The 16915-nt window shown below is 62.5% G+C and carries 17 protein-coding genes; 8 read left to right on the top strand and 9 right to left on the bottom strand.

Annotated elements, in window-relative coordinates; all coding sequences use genetic code 11:
- Nucleotides 1-37: 37 nt before the first annotated feature.
- The 3 genes from AC0IW7_RS10935 (at nt 38) to AC0IW7_RS10925 (ending at nt 4543) form a co-directional block, all read left to right on the top strand.
- Entirely contained in the window at nt 38-964 is a 927-nt protein-coding gene (locus AC0IW7_RS10935; protein ID WP_122492393.1) for a hydrogen peroxide-inducible genes activator, read from the top strand.
- 12 nt (nt 965-976) lie between these two features.
- Nucleotides 977-3052, top strand: a complete 2076-nt coding sequence (gene recG, locus AC0IW7_RS10930; protein ID WP_471817845.1) for an ATP-dependent DNA helicase RecG — start codon at nt 977-979, stop codon at nt 3050-3052.
- Between the two features lie 90 nt (nt 3053-3142).
- The gene (locus AC0IW7_RS10925; protein WP_122492391.1) at nt 3143-4543 is read left to right on the top strand and encodes an aminoacyl-tRNA deacylase and HDOD domain-containing protein; all 1401 of its coding nucleotides are present in this window, start codon (nt 3143-3145) and stop codon (nt 4541-4543) included.
- Nucleotides 4544-4595: 52 nt separating this feature from the next.
- Here the strand turns inward: AC0IW7_RS10925 and AC0IW7_RS10920 are convergent, their stop codons facing one another.
- From AC0IW7_RS10920 to AC0IW7_RS10890, 7 genes are all read right to left on the bottom strand, one after another.
- Complete coding sequence (locus AC0IW7_RS10920; RefSeq protein WP_471817843.1) at nt 4596-5336, bottom strand: hypothetical protein; 741 nt, start codon at nt 5334-5336, stop codon at nt 4596-4598.
- A gap of 80 nt (nt 5337-5416) precedes the next feature.
- Nucleotides 5417-5812, bottom strand: coding sequence for an SCP2 sterol-binding domain-containing protein (locus tag AC0IW7_RS10915; protein ID WP_471817841.1), 396 nt, complete (start codon nt 5810-5812; stop codon nt 5417-5419).
- A gap of 163 nt (nt 5813-5975) precedes the next feature.
- Nucleotides 5976-6248, bottom strand: a complete 273-nt coding sequence (locus AC0IW7_RS10910) for an HU family DNA-binding protein (protein ID WP_463384778.1) — start codon at nt 6246-6248, stop codon at nt 5976-5978.
- A 187-nt stretch (nt 6249-6435) separates the two neighbouring features.
- On the bottom strand, nt 6436-7584 hold the full coding sequence (locus AC0IW7_RS10905) for an NAD(P)/FAD-dependent oxidoreductase (RefSeq protein WP_471817839.1): 1149 nt from the start codon (nt 7582-7584) through the stop codon (nt 6436-6438).
- A 59-nt stretch (nt 7585-7643) separates the two neighbouring features.
- A complete protein-coding gene (locus tag AC0IW7_RS10900; RefSeq protein WP_471817837.1) occupies nt 7644-7811 on the bottom strand; it encodes a rubredoxin in 168 nt (55 codons plus the stop codon).
- A gap of 191 nt (nt 7812-8002) precedes the next feature.
- Nucleotides 8003-8170: a rubredoxin gene (locus AC0IW7_RS10895; protein ID WP_471817834.1), complete on the bottom strand. Its 168-nt coding sequence runs from the start codon at nt 8168-8170 to the stop codon at nt 8003-8005.
- 190 nt (nt 8171-8360) lie between these two features.
- The gene (locus AC0IW7_RS10890; protein ID WP_471817832.1) at nt 8361-9026 is read right to left on the bottom strand and encodes a glutathione S-transferase family protein; all 666 of its coding nucleotides are present in this window, start codon (nt 9024-9026) and stop codon (nt 8361-8363) included.
- A 107-nt stretch (nt 9027-9133) separates the two neighbouring features.
- On the opposite strand from AC0IW7_RS10890, the gene AC0IW7_RS10885 reads away from it, so the two are divergent.
- From AC0IW7_RS10885 to AC0IW7_RS10865, 5 genes are all read left to right on the top strand, one after another.
- The gene (locus tag AC0IW7_RS10885; protein WP_471817830.1) at nt 9134-9685 is read left to right on the top strand and encodes a chorismate--pyruvate lyase family protein; all 552 of its coding nucleotides are present in this window, start codon (nt 9134-9136) and stop codon (nt 9683-9685) included.
- Nucleotides 9686-9708: 23 nt separating this feature from the next.
- Nucleotides 9709-10599 carry a 4-hydroxybenzoate octaprenyltransferase gene (gene ubiA / locus AC0IW7_RS10880; protein ID WP_471817828.1) on the top strand — a complete coding sequence of 297 codons (891 nt, stop codon included), beginning with the start codon at nt 9709-9711 and terminating at the stop codon, nt 10597-10599.
- 85 nt (nt 10600-10684) lie between these two features.
- Nucleotides 10685-11374: a phosphate regulon transcriptional regulator PhoB gene (gene phoB / locus AC0IW7_RS10875; protein ID WP_108095202.1), complete on the top strand. Its 690-nt coding sequence runs from the start codon at nt 10685-10687 to the stop codon at nt 11372-11374.
- Nucleotides 11375-11388: 14 nt separating this feature from the next.
- Nucleotides 11389-12687: a phosphate regulon sensor histidine kinase PhoR gene (gene phoR / locus AC0IW7_RS10870; RefSeq protein WP_471817826.1), complete on the top strand. Its 1299-nt coding sequence runs from the start codon at nt 11389-11391 to the stop codon at nt 12685-12687.
- 133 nt (nt 12688-12820) lie between these two features.
- On the top strand, nt 12821-14161 hold the full coding sequence (locus AC0IW7_RS10865; RefSeq protein ID WP_122492382.1) for a hemolysin family protein: 1341 nt from the start codon (nt 12821-12823) through the stop codon (nt 14159-14161).
- A 154-nt stretch (nt 14162-14315) separates the two neighbouring features.
- Here the strand turns inward: AC0IW7_RS10865 and AC0IW7_RS10860 are convergent, their stop codons facing one another.
- Together AC0IW7_RS10860 and AC0IW7_RS10855 are read right to left on the bottom strand one after the other, a co-directional pair.
- Nucleotides 14316-15977: a GMC family oxidoreductase gene (locus tag AC0IW7_RS10860; protein ID WP_471817824.1), complete on the bottom strand. Its 1662-nt coding sequence runs from the start codon at nt 15975-15977 to the stop codon at nt 14316-14318.
- Nucleotides 15978-16093: 116 nt separating this feature from the next.
- On the bottom strand, nt 16094-16897 hold the full coding sequence (locus tag AC0IW7_RS10855; protein WP_471817888.1) for an ABC transporter ATP-binding protein: 804 nt from the start codon (nt 16895-16897) through the stop codon (nt 16094-16096).
- Between the last annotated feature and the right edge of the window lie 18 nt (nt 16898-16915).

Genomic DNA, 16915 nt, shown 5'->3' with positions numbered 1-16915 from the left:
ACCGCTATGCTTTGGCGCAAATCAATGGATAAACACTATGACCCTCACCGAACTGCGCTACATCGTCACCCTGGCACAAGAGCAGCATTTCGGACGCGCAGCCGAGCGTTGCCACGTCAGCCAGCCCACCCTCTCGGTCGGCGTTAAAAAACTGGAAGACGAGCTGGGCATCCTGATATTCGAGCGCAGTAAAAGTGCCGTGCGCCTCACCCCGGTCGGCGAAGGCATCGTCACCCAGGCGCAGAAAGTACTCGAACAAGCCCAAGGCATTCGTGAGCTGGCCCAGGCCGGCAAAAACCAACTGGCCGCGCCGCTCAAAGTCGGCGCCATCTACACCGTCGGCCCGTACCTGTTCCCGCACCTGATTCCGCAACTGCACCGCGTCGCGCCGCAGATGCCGCTGTATATCGAAGAAAACTTCACCCACGTTCTGCGCGACAAACTGCGTAACGGCGAGCTGGACGCGATCATCATCGCCCTGCCGTTCCAGGAAGCCGACGTGCTGACCAAAGTGCTCTATGACGAGCCGTTCTATGTGCTGCTGCCTAGCGGCCACCCGTGGACCGCCAAGCAAACCATCGACGCCGAACTGCTCAACGACAAAAGTTTGCTGCTGCTCGGTGAAGGCCATTGCTTCCGCGACCAGGTGCTGGAAGCCTGCCCCACGCTGCGCAAAGGCGGCGAAGAGCACGCCAAGCACACCACGGTGGAATCCAGCTCGCTGGAAACCATTCGCCATATGGTCGCCTCCGGCATGGGCATTTCGATCCTGCCGTTCTCGGCGGTCGACAGCCACCACTACGCCCCCGGCGTTTTCGAAGTGCGTCCCCTGACGGCGCCGGTGCCTTTCCGCACTGTGGCCATCGCTTGGCGCGCCAGCTTCCCGCGCCCGCGCGCCATCGACGTGCTGGCCGACTCCATCCGCCTGTGTTCGGTGGCCAACCCGCTGCCACAAACCGCCTAAGGCCGCGCGCCCATGACTGAATTGGCGGCGGTGCCGGTAACCGCGCTGAAAGGCGTGGGCGCGGCGCTGGAAGAAAAGCTCGCGCGCGTTGGCCTGGAAAACCTGCAGGACGTGCTGTTCCACCTGCCACTGCGCTATCAGGACCGCACCCGCGTGGTGCCCATCGGCGCCTTGCGGCCCGGGCAAGACGCCGTGGTCGAAGGCGTGGTGGCCGGCGCCGATGTGCTGATGGGCAAACGCCGCAGCCTGCTGGTGCGCCTGCAAGACGGCAGCGGCACGTTGAGCCTGCGTTTCTATCACTTCAGCCAGGCACAAAAAGACGGCCTGAAACGCGGCACGCAGTTGCGCTGCTATGGCGAAGCGCGACCGGGCGCCTCGGGGCTGGAAATTTACCACCCTGAATACCGCGCGCTGACCGCCGACAGCGACAGTGGCGTCGAGCAAACCCTGACGCCGATTTACCCCACCACGGAAGGCCTGACCCAGCAGCGTTTGCGCCAACTCAGTGAGCAAGCGCTGGCGCGCCTGGGTCCGCACAGCCTGCCCGATTGGCTGCCGGACGAACTGGCCCGCGACTACCAGCTCAGCCCGCTCGACGAAGCCATTCGTTACCTGCACCGTCCGCCGCCCGACGCCGACCTCGAAGAACTCGCCGAAGGCCGGCACTGGGCCCAGCACCGGTTGGCCTTTGAAGAACTACTGACGCATCAGCTGTCCTTGCAACGCCTGCGCGAAAGCCTGCGCGCGCAAGAGGCACCGCAGTTGCCGAAAGCGAAAAAGCTGCCGGCAAAATTTCTTAAGAACCTCGGCTTCGCGCCCACCGGCGCCCAACAGCGCGTGGGCGCTGAAATCGCCTACGACCTGAGCCAACCCGAACCGATGCTGCGCCTGGTGCAGGGCGACGTCGGCGCGGGCAAAACCGTGGTCGCCGCCCTTGCTGCCTTGCAGGCACTGGAGGCGGGCTATCAAGTGGCGCTGATGGCACCTACAGAGATTCTCGCCGAGCAGCATTTCATCAACTTCACACGTTGGCTGGAACCGCTGGGTTTGGAAGTGGCATGGCTGGCCGGCAAGCTCAAAGGCAAAGCCCGCGCCGCCGCCCTGGAAAAGATCGCCGGCGGTGCGCCCATGGTGGTCGGCACCCACGCGCTGTTCCAGGACGAAGTGCAGTTCAAGCGCCTGGCGCTGGTAATCATCGACGAACAGCATCGCTTCGGCGTGCAGCAGCGCCTGGCCCTGCGTAAAAAAGGCGTCGACGGGCGCATGTGCCCGCATCAGTTGATCATGACCGCCACGCCGATTCCGCGGACCTTGGCCATGAGCGCCTACGCCGATCTCGACACCTCGATTCTCGACGAACTGCCGCCCGGCCGAACGCCGGTCAACACCGTGCTGGTGGCCGACAGCCGCCGCTTCGAAGTGATCGAGCGCGTACGTTCGGCCTGCCACGAAGGGCGGCAGGCGTATTGGGTGTGCACGCTGATCGAAGAGTCGGAAGAACTCACCTGCCAGGCGGCCGAAACCACTTACGAAGACTTGTCGGCGGCCCTCGGCGGCTTGAACGTCGGCCTGATCCACGGGCGCATGAAGCCGGCGGAAAAGGCGGCGGTGATGCAGCAGTTCAAAGAAGGCGCGTTGCAGCTATTAGTCGCCACCACGGTGATTGAAGTGGGCGTCGACGTGCCCAATTCCAGCCTGATGATTATTGAAAACCCGGAGCGTCTGGGCCTGGCTCAACTGCACCAATTGCGCGGCCGTGTGGGCCGGGGCAGCGCCGCCAGCCATTGCGTGCTGCTGTACCACCCGCCGCTGTCGCAACTGGGCCGCGAGCGCCTGGGCATCATGCGCGAAACCAGCGATGGCTTTGTGATCGCCGAAAAAGACCTCGAGTTGCGCGGCCCCGGCGAAATGCTCGGCACGCGGCAAACCGGTTTGCTGCAATTCAAGGTGGCCGACCTGATGCGCGACGCCGATTTGCTGCCGGCCGTACGTGACGCGGCCCAAGCCTTGCTGGAACGCTGGCCGCAACATGTCAGTCCTTTGTTGGAGCGCTGGTTACGCCACGGGCAGCAATACGGGCAAGTGTGAAATAGCTCACAAACGCCCGTCGGCTGACCGGCCAGTCATAATCCCCGCTGGTTATACTCGGGCTAACCCATCGCACCGGATCGCACGCTCATGACGGAAGTAGCCCTCGCCACCGATACCTCGCCACAGCCGCCGATGGTGATTCTGCAGCTACTCGACAAGCTCAGCGTTCCGTATCAAGTCTGCTACGAGCAACCCAAGCTGGCCCTGGCCCAGCGCGTCCAAGCAGTGCTGCTCGACGATGCCATCGGCGCCCTGCTGGTGCTCTACCCGCACACCCAATTGCTCGATCTCAATCGCCTCGCCGAATTGACCGGCCGCAAACTCGCGGCAGTCAAACCGGATCGTCAGGAACGCATGCTCGCCAAGCACAACCTGACCGTGCTGCCCGCACTGCCGCCACTGACCAGCTCGCCCTGCTTGTACGACGAACAACTGCTGCTGGCGCCGACGCTGGTGATCGAATCGGGCCAGGCCGGTGTGCTGTTGGAAATTCCCCGCGACGCTTACAAAACCTTGCTCAGCAAAGCCAGCGCCGCGCGTTTCGGCGAGCCACTGAGCGGCATTCGCCCCAACCTCGACCGCCCGGACGACGACCGCGCGGAAATCACCCAGGCCGTGCAGGCATTCACCGCTCGCCGCATTCAGCAGCGCCTGGAAGAAACCATTGAAATTCCACCGCTGCCAGAAACCGCGCAGAAAATTATCAAACTTCGCGTCGACCCCGACGCCACCGTCGACGACATCACCGGCGTGGTAGAAACCGACCCCGCGCTGGCCGCGCAAGTGGTCAGCTGGGCCGCCTCGCCCTACTACGCCGCGCCGGGGAAAATTCGCTCGGTTGAAGACGCCATCGTGCGCGTACTGGGCTTCGATTTGGTCATCAACCTGGCGCTTGGCCTGGCCCTGGGCAAAACCCTGGCCCTGCCTAAAGACCAGCCGCAACACGCCACGCCGTACTGGCACCAAGCGATTTACACCGCCGCCGTGATCGAAGGCCTGACGCGCGCCATGCCACGTGCGCAGCGCCCGGAAGCGGGCCTGACGTACCTGGCCGGCCTGCTGCACAACTTCGGCTATCTGGTGCTGGCACACGTGTTCCCACCGCACTTTTCGTTGATCTGCCGCCACCTTGAAGTGAACCCGCACCTGGATCACAGCTACATCGAGCAACACCTGCTGGGCATTACCCGTGAACAAATCGGTTCGTGGCTGATGCGCTTCTGGGACATGCCGGACGAGCTGGCCACCGCGCTGCGCTTCCAGCACGACCCGGACTACGAAGGTGCTCACTCGGCGTATCCGAATCTGGTGTGTCTGGCCGTGAGCCTGCTGCGCAACCGTGGCATCGGCACCGGTCCGCAGGCTGAAATTCCGCAAGTACTGTTCGACCGCCTGGGCCTGAGCCGCGAGAAGGCCAACGAAGCGATCAACAAAGTGCTGGAAGCTGAAACCGCGCTGCGCGAGTTGGCTGCGCAATTCCCCGCATAAAAAACGCACTGAAAAAAAGGGGCCCAATCGGGCCCCTTTTTTTTTGCGACGGTTATTTCAACACCGCTCGCCGCGCAGCGAACACCGCGGGCAATTCCTTCACGGCGGCAGCCAGCAATTCGTTCACCGGCCGCTGCTCATACAACGCCGCGTATTCGGCCAGCTCACCGCTGGGCATTTGCCGGTAGGCGTACAGCATGAAGGTTTCCACGGCTTCCGCACTGGACATGCGCAGGGGCGTCAATTGCTGTTCGGTTTGCTTGGCCAGTTCGGCCTCGGTCAGGTTCTGCTTTTTCTCCCGCAGCGCCAGTAAAGCTTGAGTCTTACCGACTTCGTAGCGCAGCAGGGTCGACAGCTCGGTCGTATGCGCGGCGGCGTCCAGGCGGCGGACCAACTCAACACGCGTCGCGCGTGGCGGTTTGCTGCGTACTTGCTCGCGGTAGGTGGCCAAGGCAGCGCCGCCGTCACCCTCGCCCACCGCGCGCTCAGCCACGGTGAACCGCTGGGCCAGCGGGCTTTCCAGCACCTTGGTGGCCTGCTCAACCTGCTCGGCGGTAAAGGCAGGCGCCAGGCGCGAGGCCAAGTCAATGCAGAACGAGTCGGCATCGAATGCCTCGGCCACTGGCGGCTGCTTCTCTTCCGGCAAACCCCGCGTTACCAAGGGCCCGCTTTGCTCGCAGAGCAAGCGGATGCCGGCCAGCTCGAACACCCGCTCGAATGTCGCAGGCTTGCTCGGTTCGGCCTGGGCGACCGTCGCCAGCAACATCAGGGGTAGGACAAAAGAACTGCGCATGGGATGGCTTCCGCGAGAAATTCACCCCAGCCTAGCTAACGTGCAGCATTCCAACCAGTTGGATGCGGCCATAGCGAGAATCAGGCGGCTTTTTTGTCTGCGGTTTTTTTCTTCTTGGGCATGATGTATTTGGTCAAACCCTGGAACCAGATGACCAACGCCGGGTTGCCCTGAATCTGAATATCTTTGTTCTGAATGCCCTGCATAAACGCGAGCTGCTTGTTCTTCGCGTTCATGGTAGCGAACCCGTAATCGGCGTCTTTGAAGCCCAAGGCGAAATCCGGCTGCGCGGCGGGGCCACGTTTGCTGGTCAGGCGTTGGTCTTTAACGATGAAATGACGGGCCACTTTGCCATCGAGCGTGTGCAACTGAAACACCAGGTCGCGGCCTTCGAGCTGCTGCTGAAACGCGGGATTGGTCTTGCTGGCTTTGGCCATCATGCGGCCGAGCATCCAGAGGAGAAAACGAAATTTCATGCGCGCTGGCCTCAATCAAATAGTGAAACGGCGGCGCATTGTAGCGGTTTGCGGCGTGGACTACAGCCTGCTTTCTGGTGGGTTGTGGCGGGGATTTGCAGCGAATAGGACGTTAAAAGCGGGAAGTGCGCCCGGAGCCGTTCGGCCCCGGGCGCACTTGGGCTCAGTTCACCGCGTCTTTCAAAGACTTGCCTGGCTTGAAGGCAACGGTGTTGCTGGCTTTGATTTTCACCGGCTCACCGGTTTGTGGGTTTTTGCCGGTGCGGGCGCCGCGATGACGCTGCACGAAGGTGCCGAAGCCCACCAGGGTCACGCTGTCCTTGCGGTTCAGGGCGGCGGTGATCTCTTCAAGCACAGCATTGAGTACACGATTGGCTTGATCTTTAGTCAGATCAGCCTGTTCCGCGATGGCCGCGGCTAGTTCCGGTTTACGCATAAAAAAGCCCCTTAGACGGTTTTTTGTTTTTGTGTCCGTGCTGCCATCCAGCAGCGCTTGGAGGCGCCGCAACAGCTCTGCGCTGCGGCAGACCGGGGGAGGATGGCACGCTCATGAGACCCGCGCCAGTCGTGTCCGACAACTTTCACACGCAACTTCGTGACTGATCCGACAGAACGGGCGCCATTCACGCCAAAAGGGCGGGAAGCTCCTTATTGAGCGCCAACTTGTCCTGCACGGCCGTGCCGGTCAGCGCGTAGCCCAGCAAACGGCCTTCGGCGTCGCGGCACAGCGCTTTGATATCGGCGCCGCTGCCTTCCACCTGCCACTCGCCGCTGGTGCCGCGCGGTGGCGGCGAAACGACCACCGGGCACGCCGGCGTTTTCACCTGCACCGGCATGGCACCGTACGTGACGGCCGTCGGGTTGCCGGCCAGGGTTTGCGCCAGCGCCCGCGCGCAGGTCATGAGCGGCATGACGTAAAGCAGGTTGAGGCCGTCCACTTCAGCGCAATCGCCGAGGGCGAAAATGTTCGCGTGTGAGGTGCGCAACTGCCGGTCCACTACCACGCCACGGTTAATGGTCAGGCCCGCAGCGGACGCCAGATCGGTGCGCGGCCGCAAACCCACGGCCGACACCACGACATCACAGGCCACCCGCGTGCCGTCAGACAAATGCGCATCCAGGCCATCCGCCGTGCGCTGCAAGCTGGCCAGCACCGGGCCCAGGTGAAAACGTGCGCCCAAGCCTTCCAGCCCCGCTTGAACGGCGCCGGCGGCGGCGGGATGGAGCAAACCTGGCATTACCTGCTCGCACGGGGCCACCAGCTCGACGCTGTAACCGCCAGCGGTCAGGTCGTTAGCGAATTCGCAGCCAATCAGCCCCGCGCCCAGCACCAGCACGCGCTTTTTGCCGGCGGCAGCGGCGCGGAAACGGGCGTAATCCTCAAGGTCGTTGATCGGGAAAATCGCATCGGAGGCGTCGCCTTCAACCGGCACACGAATGGTCTCCGCGCCCCAGGCCAGCACCAGATCGCGGTACTCCACGGCCTCCTCGCCAATCCATAAACGCTTGTGGCCGGGGTCGATGCCGGTGATGCGCGTATGGGTGCGAATTTCGGCCTTCAGTTGGTCGGCCATCGCACCGGGCTCGGCCATGCTCAGGCCATCGGCGTCTTTGTTTTTGCCAAAGCCGGTGGACAGCATCGGCTTGGAATAGGAGCGGCCGTCGTCGGCAGTTATCAGCAGCAGCGGTGTCTCGGTGTCGAGCTTGCGAAACTCCTTGGCCACGTTATAGCCGGCCAGGCCGGTGCCGATGATCACCACGGGTGCAGACATGACTCACTCCTGAAACGCGCGGCCGCTGAGGCCGCGCTAAACAAATTTGGGGAAATTGATCAGTTGATTTCGACCATCTCGAAATCCATCTTGCCGACGCCGCAGTCCGGGCAAAGCCAGTCTTCGGGGACATCTTCCCAGCGCGTGCCGGGCGCTATGCCGTCCTCAGGCCAGCCTTGGGCCTCGTCGTAAATAAAGCCACACACCACACATTGCCATTTGCGCATCACGGTTCACCCCTGGGGCCAAATGTGCCAGCGACCCTACCGCAATTGCCTGGCAAGGCCAATAACCGCAGGCGTCAGCCAGCCCATGGTTTGGCGTGTTGGGCAGGGTGGCGAGGCGTCGCGCAATGGCTCGATCCAGAAACAACAACGGCGACCCTAAGGTCGCCGTTGATAAACCACTCACGCGTGAATCAAGCGATTTCGATCATCTCGAAATCCAGCTTGCCGACGCCGCAGTCCGGGCAGAGCCAGTCTTCCGGGACGTCTTGCCACAGCGTGCCGGCAGCGATGCCTTCATCCGGCCAGCCAAGGCTTTCGTCGTAAACCAGACCGCAGACCACACATTGCCACTTCTTCATGTTGCTACTACCTCAATTCTTCAGGCTGCTCTTCAGGCTTTTAGGCGCAGCGGTCGATGGTTGAAATGCCGCCAGGCTCCCCGCTTTTTACTGATCGAAGCGCTGGTAATCAAGCGCCATCGGGCGATTCCATGCTTTAGCCCGGGTGCGCCCGGTACGATTCTGAGCAGGGTGAAAACGCCGCACGCTCTTACGCGTAGGCGTATACGCCGCCTCGCTCAAGCGCGCGCTGGTAGGCGGGACGGGCGTGAATTCGCTCCAGAAATGCTTTCAACTTCGGCCGACTGGCATCCAGCCCGGCGCGCGATGCGGCGGCTTCCAGCGGGAAGCTCATTTGAATATCGGCGGCGCTGAACGTGTCGCCGGCGAACCACTCGCTCTTGCTCAGCTCGCCTTCGAGGTAGTCGAGGTTTTCACGCAGTCGCGGGTTGATAAAGGTGCTTTTCACCTTGCCGGCAATGCCGCGCGCAATCGGTTTGACGAAGAATGGCATCGGCGCCTTTTCGATGCCGTCGAACACCAGCTTGAGCAACAACGGCGGCATGGCCGAGCCTTCGGCGTAATGCAGCCAGTAGCTGCAACGCAGGCGTTCCGGCGTGCCGTCGGCAGGCAGCAATTGCTGGCCGTAACGGCCGGCCAGGTATTCGATGATGGCGCCAGATTCCGCCAGGGTCAGGTCGCCATCGGTGATCACCGGCGATTTACCCAGCGGGTGCACCGCGCGCAATTCTGGCGGCGCCAGCATGGTTTTCGGGTCGCGCTCGTAGCGTTTGATTTCGTACTCGACGCCCATTTCTTCGAGCAGCCAGAGAATGCGCTGCGAGCGCGAGTTGTTCAGATGGTGGAGGGTAATCATGGGCGGCTTCCTGAAGGGCGGTGGTCAGCTCCGGACGTTAGCGCGGCGCGGGCAAAAAGGCCAAACATGCTAAGCTCGCCGCCCCGTTTGCCGCCGATGTATTTGCCGTGCCGCACGCCTCTTTTGCCGATACCGCCGCCTGGCTCACAGCCGATCAACTGCAACCTGCGCCCGCCCCGGCGGTGTTCGACTGGTTGTTCGACGACGGCTCGCTGACCCGCCGCCTCACCGCCCTGTCCCACGATGCCTTTAGCGTCACGCCCCTGAACGAAAGCTGGCAAACCCTGCGCAGCGATGAGTGCGCCGCACTGAATGTGCGCGACGGCAGCGTCGGCTGGGTGCGTGAAGTGTTTTTGCGTGGCCATGGCGAGCCCTGGGTATTCGCCCGCAGCGTGGCAGCGCGCAGCCAATTGATCGACTCGGACCTGCATATGGACGAACTCGGCAGCCGCTCACTCGGCGAGCTGCTGTTCAGCGACCAGGCATTCAGCCGTGGCCCGATGCAGGTGTGCCGCTATCCGCAACATTGGCTGCCCGCCGGCCTCAGCGCCGACCAGCTGTGGGCGCGGCGCTCATGCTTTAGCCGCGACGGTTTAAGCGTGCTGGTGGCTGAAGTGTTTTTGCCATCGTTATGGGCCGCTGCCGACGTGGCCGTCTGAACACTGACAAGGAGTTGCGCTCGATGTACACCCGCCTGCTGCAGTCACTCAACCACCTCCACCCGCGCGCGTTCGACTTCATTCAGTTGATGCGCCTGGAGCGCCCCATCGGCATTTATCTGCTGCTGTGGCCGACGCTGTGGGCGTTGTGGATTGCCGCCAAAGGCGTGCCGTCGTTGGGCAACCTGGTGATCTTCGTACTCGGCGTGATTCTGATGCGCTCGGCCGGCTGCGTAATCAACGACTACGCCGACCGCCACTTCGACGGCCACGTGGCACGCACCAAAGGCCGCCCGCTGGCCACCGGCAAGGTCACGCCCAAAGAGGCGCTGATTCTGTTTGCAGTGCTAGTGGCGCTGAGTTTTGTGCTGGTGTTGTTCACCAACCTCACCACCATTCTTATGTCGTTCGGCGCGCTGGCCATCGCCGCCACTTACCCGTTTATGAAGCGCTTCACCTTCTACCCGCAGGTGGTGCTGGGCGCGGCGTTTTCCTGGGGCATGCCGATGGCGTTCACCGCTGAGACCGGCGAACTGCCAAGCGCTGCGTGGCTGCTGTTTATCGCCAACATTGTCTGGACCGTCGGCTACGACACCTACTACGCCATGGCCGACCGTGAAGACGATTTGAAAATCGGGGTGAAATCCACGGCCATTCTGTTCGGTGACGCTGACCGCGTGATCATCCTTATTCTGCAAAGCATCGCCCTGCTCTGCCTGGCGCTGGCGGGCGCGCGTTTCACCCTGGGCATCTGGTTCCTGCTTGGCCTGGCGGCGGCTGCCGGCTGTTTCGTCTGGGAGTTCTGGAGCACCCGTGAGCGGGAACCGCAGGTGTGCCTGGCGGCGTTTCTGCACAACCATTGGGCCGGGCTGGCGATCCTCCTTGGTATCGCGGTCGACTTCGCCATGCGTTAAACGCGGCAACGTTCTGTCACACAGCTGCAATAATTCCGTTATCTAATGCGGCGCAAGACAGATTAAACGACCCGAGGTTGGCTCCATGGTTGGTAAGAACATCCTGATCGTTGATGACGAAGCGCCGATCCGCGAAATGATCGCCGTGGCCCTGGAAATGGCCGGCTACGAGTGCCTCGAAGCGGAGAACACCCAGCAGGCCCACGCCATCATCGTCGATCGCAAACCCGACCTGATCCTGCTCGACTGGATGCTGCCTGGCACCTCCGGCATCGAGCTGGCCCGCCGCCTCAAGCGCGATGAGCTGACCGGCAACATCCCGATCATCATGCTCACCGCCAAGGGTGAAGAGGACAACAAAATCCAAGGTCTGGAAGTGGGCGCCGATGATTACATCACCAAGCCCTTCTCGCCCCGCGAACTGGTTGCCCGCCTGAAAGCCGTCTTGCGCCGCGCCGGCACCGGCGACAGCGACACCCCGATCGAAGTGGGCGGCCTGTTGCTCGACCCCATCAGTCACCGCGTCACCATCGACGGCAAACCTGCCGACATGGGCCCCACCGAATACCGCCTGCTGCAATTTTTCATGACCCACCAGGAACGCGCCTACACCCGTGGCCAACTGCTGGATCAGGTCTGGGGTGGCAACGTGTACGTTGAAGAACGTACCGTCGACGTTCATATTCGCCGCCTGCGCAAAGCCCTGGGCGAGGTGTACGAGAACCTTGTGCAAACCGTGCGCGGCACCGGGTATCGTTTCTCCACCAAAAGCTAGGACGTCCAATCTCCGTGAATCAAGACTGGCGTGGCGTAGTTATCCGCCGCTTGTTACTGCTGATCGCCGGCTGCCTGCTGGTGGGCCTGATCAGTGGTGAATATGCCTGGAGCCTGGTAGTCGGCCTCGGTGCGTACCTGGGCTGGACCCTTTCGCAGTTGCTGCGCCTGCACAACTGGCTAAAACACCACCAAACCGACCAGCCGCCGCCCGATGGCTATGGCTTGTGGGGCGAGGTGTTCGACAGCATTTACCACCTGCAACGCCGCGATCAGCGCGTACGTGGCCGCCTGCAAGCGGTCATCGACCGTGTGCAGGAATCCACGGCGGCCCTGAATGACGCCGTGGTCATGCTCGACAACGACGGCAACCTGGAATGGTGGAACCGCGCCGCCGAAAACCTGCTGGGCCTGAAAACCCCGCAAGACAGCGGCCAGCCGGTGACCAACCTGGTGCGCCATCCACGCTTCAAAGACTACTTCGAGCAAAGCGCCCATCCGGAGCCGCTGGAGCTGATCTCGCCGGTCAACGACCGCATGCATTTGCAGTTTCACATCACCCAGTACGGCAACGGCGAGCACCTGATGCTGGTGCGCGACATCACGCGCATGCACTTGCTGGAACAGATGCGCAAAGACTTCATCGCCAACGTGTCCCACGAACTGCGCACGCCGTTGACGGTCATCGCCGGCTACCTGGAAACCCTGCTCGACAACGTCGACGACGTGAACCCGCGCTGGCTGCGCGCGCTGCAACAGATGCAGCAACAGGGCGGGCGCATGCAAAACCTGCTCAATGACTTGCTGCTACTGGCCAAGCTGGAAGCCACCGATTACCCGTCAGATAACCAGCCCGTAGCCGTCGACTTGCTGCTGCTGTCGATCAAGGGCGACGCCCAGGCGTTGTCCAACGACCGCCACCGCATCAGCCTCGAAGCGGACCACAACATCCGCCTCAAAGGCAGCGAAGCGGAACTGCGCAGCGCATTTTCCAACCTGGTGTTCAACGCCGTGAAATACACGCCCGACAACGGCGAAATTCGCGTGCGCTGGTGGGCCGATGACCAGGGCGCGCACCTGACTGTGCAGGACAGCGGCATCGGCATCGACGCCAAGCACCTGCCGCGCCTGACCGAGCGCTTCTACCGCGTCGACTCCAGCCGCGCCTCCAACACCGGCGGCACCGGGCTGGGGCTGGCCATCGTCAAGCACGTTTTGCTGCGCCACCGCGCCCGTCTGGACATCAGCAGCGTGCCCGGCAAAGGCAGCACATTTACTTGCCACTTTGCCCCGGCTCAGGTGGTCAGACGGTAATCGGCGTTATTGCCACGCTGGGCAAGCGCTTCGCTAGCGGCTAGTCTGCTGATCTGGCGGTGCCGGCTGCACCGCCCAGACCGACGCGTTAACGCCACTCACTACTTCGAATCCGGACACCCTGAACCACCCTATGGACCCTTCTCCTAGTTACGACGCCGCCACGTATTTCGCTGACTTCGGCCTTATTCTCTTCGCCCTGCTGCTGGTTCTGCTCAACGGTTTCTTCGTTGCGGCCGAATTTGCCATCGTCAAACTGCGCGCCACGCGCGTGGACGCCATCGCCGCCAAAAACGGCTGGCGCGGCCATATTCTGCGCACCGTGCATAACCAGCTCGACGCCTACCTGTCCGCCTGCCAACTGGGTATCACCCTGGCATCGCTGGGCCTGGGCTGGGTCGGTGAGCCGGCGTTCGCCGAGCTGCTAACGCCGCTGCTGCACAGCCTGGGCGTCGACTCGCCGCAACTGGTGCACGGCATCGCGTTTTTCACCGCGTTCTTCATCATTTCGTACCTGCACATCGTGGTCGGCGAGCTGGCGCCCAAGTCCTGGGCCATTCGCCAGCCGGAGCTGTTGTCGCTGTGGACGGCCGCGCCGCTGTACCTGTTCTACTGGGCCATGTACCCGGCCATTTTCATCCTCAACGCCAGCGCCAACGCCATTCTGCGTATCGCCGGCCAGGGCGAACCGGGCCCGCACCACGAACACCATTACAGCCGCGACGAATTGAAACTGATCCTGCACTCCAGCCGCGCCAGCGACCCGAGCGATCAGGACATGCGCGTATTGGCCTCGGCCGTGGAAATGGGCGAGCTGGAAGTGGTGGACTGGGCCAACTCCCGCGAAGACCTGGTGTACCTGAACCTCAACGCCGCCCTGCATGAAGTGTTTGCCGTATTCCGCCGGCACAAATACAGCCGTTACCCGGTGTACAACGAGGAAACCGAAGAATTCGTCGGCGTGCTGCACATCAAAGATTTGCTGCTGCACCTGTCGTTGCTGGAAATGCTGCCATCGGCCCTGAAAATCAGCGACCTGATGATGCCGGTCGAGCGCGTCACCCGGCACATGCCGCTGTCCAGCCTGCTGGAAGAATTCCGCAAAGGCGGCTCGCACTTCGCCCTGGTGGAAGAAGCCGACGGCAAAGTGATTGGCTACCTGACCATGGAAGACGTGCTTGAAGCGCTGGTGGGCGACATTCAGGACGAACACCGCAAAGCCGAACGCGGCATCCTCGCCTACCAGCCTGGCAAGCTGCTGGTACGTGGCGACACACCGCTGTTCAAAGTCGAACGCCTGCTGGGCGTGGACCTCGACCACATCGAAGCGGAAACCCTGGCCGGCCTGATCTACGAAACCCTCAACCGCATGCCGGAAGAGGAAGAAGTGCTCGACGTGGAAGGGCTGCGCATCATCATCAAGAAGATGAAAGGGCCGAAAGTGATCTTGGCGAAGGTTGTGAAGCTGGATTAAGCCGCACAGCTCAACGCTTCAACGTAGGAGCCAGCTTGCTGGCGAACCCTGCGAACCTCGGCGCAACGGCACCCTCCCGTAACAGGGGTATAGCACCGTCTTACTGAAAAACTCCGTCATCCTCGCGAAGGCGGGGATCCAGTATCGTTCAGGTTTAGGTGTTCGCCGCAACACTCTGGATTCCCGCTTTCGCGGGAATGACGGTGGTTTGCTGGGCTGATCCGATAACCTCCCCCGCCACAATCAACCCCGCCGCCTTCTCGCCAATCATGATGCACGGCGCATTGGTGTTGCCGCTGATCAGCGTCGGCATGATCGACGCATCAGCCACGCGCAATCCCTGCACGCCCCTGACCTGCAATTGCGGCGTCACCACGCTCATGGCATCCACGCCCATTTTGCAGGTGCCTACGGGGTGGAAAACCGTGGCGGCGTAGTCGCGGATATACGCCAGCAACTGCTCATCACTCTGCACCTCGGCACCCGGCAGCATTTCCTTGCCGCGCAGGGCGTCGAAGCTGCTGTCGGCCAACACCTTGCGCGCCAGCTTGAGGCCTTCGATCAGCACCTTGGCGTCGTCCATGTCGGCGAGGAAGTTGTAGTCGATCTCCAGTTCCCGTTGCGGGCTCAGGCGCAGTTCGCCGATGGACTTGGGCCGCAGCACGCACGTGTGCACGGCATACCCATGCCCCCACTCGAACAGACGCCCGCGGTGGCTGCGGTAGCCCGGCACGAAGTGGAACTGCACGTCGGGCAACGCATCAGCCAGCGGCGTGCGGGCAAAGCCGCCCGCTTCCACGTAGTTGGTGGTGAGCCAGCCCTTTTTCTGCAGCAGGTATTTAAACGGCGACAGCACGATGGCAGCCAGCGAACCCCAGGAAAAACCCAGGGTCAGCGGGCTGGCCGAGCGCACGGTAATCAAACCGTCGAGGTGGTCTTGCAAGTTCTTGCCCACGCCGGGCAGGTCGCACACCACCGGCACGCCCGCCGCTTCCAGTTCGGCTCGTGGACCGATGCCGGAGTTGAGCAAAATCTGCGGCGAGCCCAGCGCGCCGGCACACAGAATCACTTCGCGGCTGCAGGCCAGGGTTAGCGGTTGGCCGTCTTTGAGCACCTGCAAGCCGCGCGCGCGGGTGCCGTCCATGTCCAGCGACTGCACGTTGCAGCCAGTCAGCACGGTGAGGTTCGGCCGGCCGCGAATCGGCGCGACAAAGGCGCGGTAGGCGGACAGGCGCTTGGCGTTTTTCTGCGTCAGGTTGTAGATGCCGGCGCCTTCCAGCGTGCCGCCGTTGAAGTCGTCGTTGCGCTTGATGCCAACCCGCTCGGCGGCTTTTACAAACAACGTCGACAGCGGATTGGGATCACGGGCGCGGTCCACCAGCAACTCGCCAAGCGTGCCGTGCAGCGCCGGGTTCTGACCCAGCAGGTTGCGCTCGGACTTCTTGAACAACGGCAGCACATCGGCCCAGCTCCAACCCGCGCAGCCCAGCTCGGCCCAGCGGTCGTAGTCCGAGGCATCGCCGCGAATGTAGATCATGCTGTTCATCGAACTGGAACCGCCCAGCGCCTTGCCCCGTGGCGTGTGCAGGCGGCGATTGTTGAGTGCTTTCTGCGGCGTGGAGAAGAAATTCCAGCTGAAGATTTTGCTCTTGTACAAGGTGATGGTGCCGGCTGGCGTTTGCACGCGCGGGCTGGCATCGCTGCCGCCCGCTTCGAGCAGGCACACGCGCACGGCCGGGTCGGCGCTCAGGCGGTTGGCCAATACGCAGCCAGCCGAGCCAGCGCCGACGATGATGTAGTCGTATTGCTCAGACATGTATGGCCTCGGTTTAAACGGTTAAGAGCATCGCGGCTAAAGCGGATCGCCGCCCGGCCGCTCCCACAGGTTGCACGAGCCTGTGGGAGCGGCTCTAGCCGCGATGCTTTTAGGTGCTAGTGCACTTCAGCCAAATCATCATGCAGCAGCTCAAGAATCCGCCGTTTCATGCGGATGAATTCAGGCTCCATGACCACGTCCATCGAGCGCGGGCGGTCGATGGGCACGTCGAGCACTTCCTTGATGCGCCCCGGGCGCGCGCCCATGACGTAGATGCGGTCGGCCAGCAGAATCGCTTCGTCGATGTCGTGGGTGACGAACACCACAGTCTTCTTGGCGTTGCCCCACACCTGCAACAGCAGTTGCTGCATTTGCAGACGGGTCTGGCTGTCGAGGGCGCCGAAGGGTTCGTCCATCAGCAAAATCTGCGGGTCGTTGGCCAGGGCGCGGGCGATGGCGACGCGCTGCATCATGCCGCCCGACAGTTGCTTGGGGTAATGCTGGGCGAATTTACTCAGGCCCACTTCGCCCAGGTAGAACTCGACGATGGTGTTGATTTCATCGCCCGGCAGCCCACGGCGTTTGAGGCCGAACTCGATGTTCTGGCGCACCGTCAGCCACGGAAACAAGGTGTAGCTCTGGAACACCATGCCGCGATCGGCACCCGGCCCCTGGACCTTTTTGCCACCGACGAAAATGGCGCCGTCGCTGGGTTCAGCGAGGCCGGCGGTGAGGTACAGCAGGCTGGATTTACCGCAGCCCGACGGCCCGACGATCACGGCGAATTGCTGGTCCGGCACTTCAAACGACACGTTATCCAGCGCGGTGAAGGTGTCGCCGCTCGGCGACTGGTAACGCAGGCTCACGCCTTCCACTTTCAGGCGGCTTTCGACGGCGGCGTACTCGCTCAGCGGCGGCATGATGTAGGGCTTGGTGGA

It is taken from the genome of Pseudomonas sp. AC229, from assembly GCF_979254655.1.
This window is presented reverse-complemented; position numbering and strand designations above follow the sequence as displayed.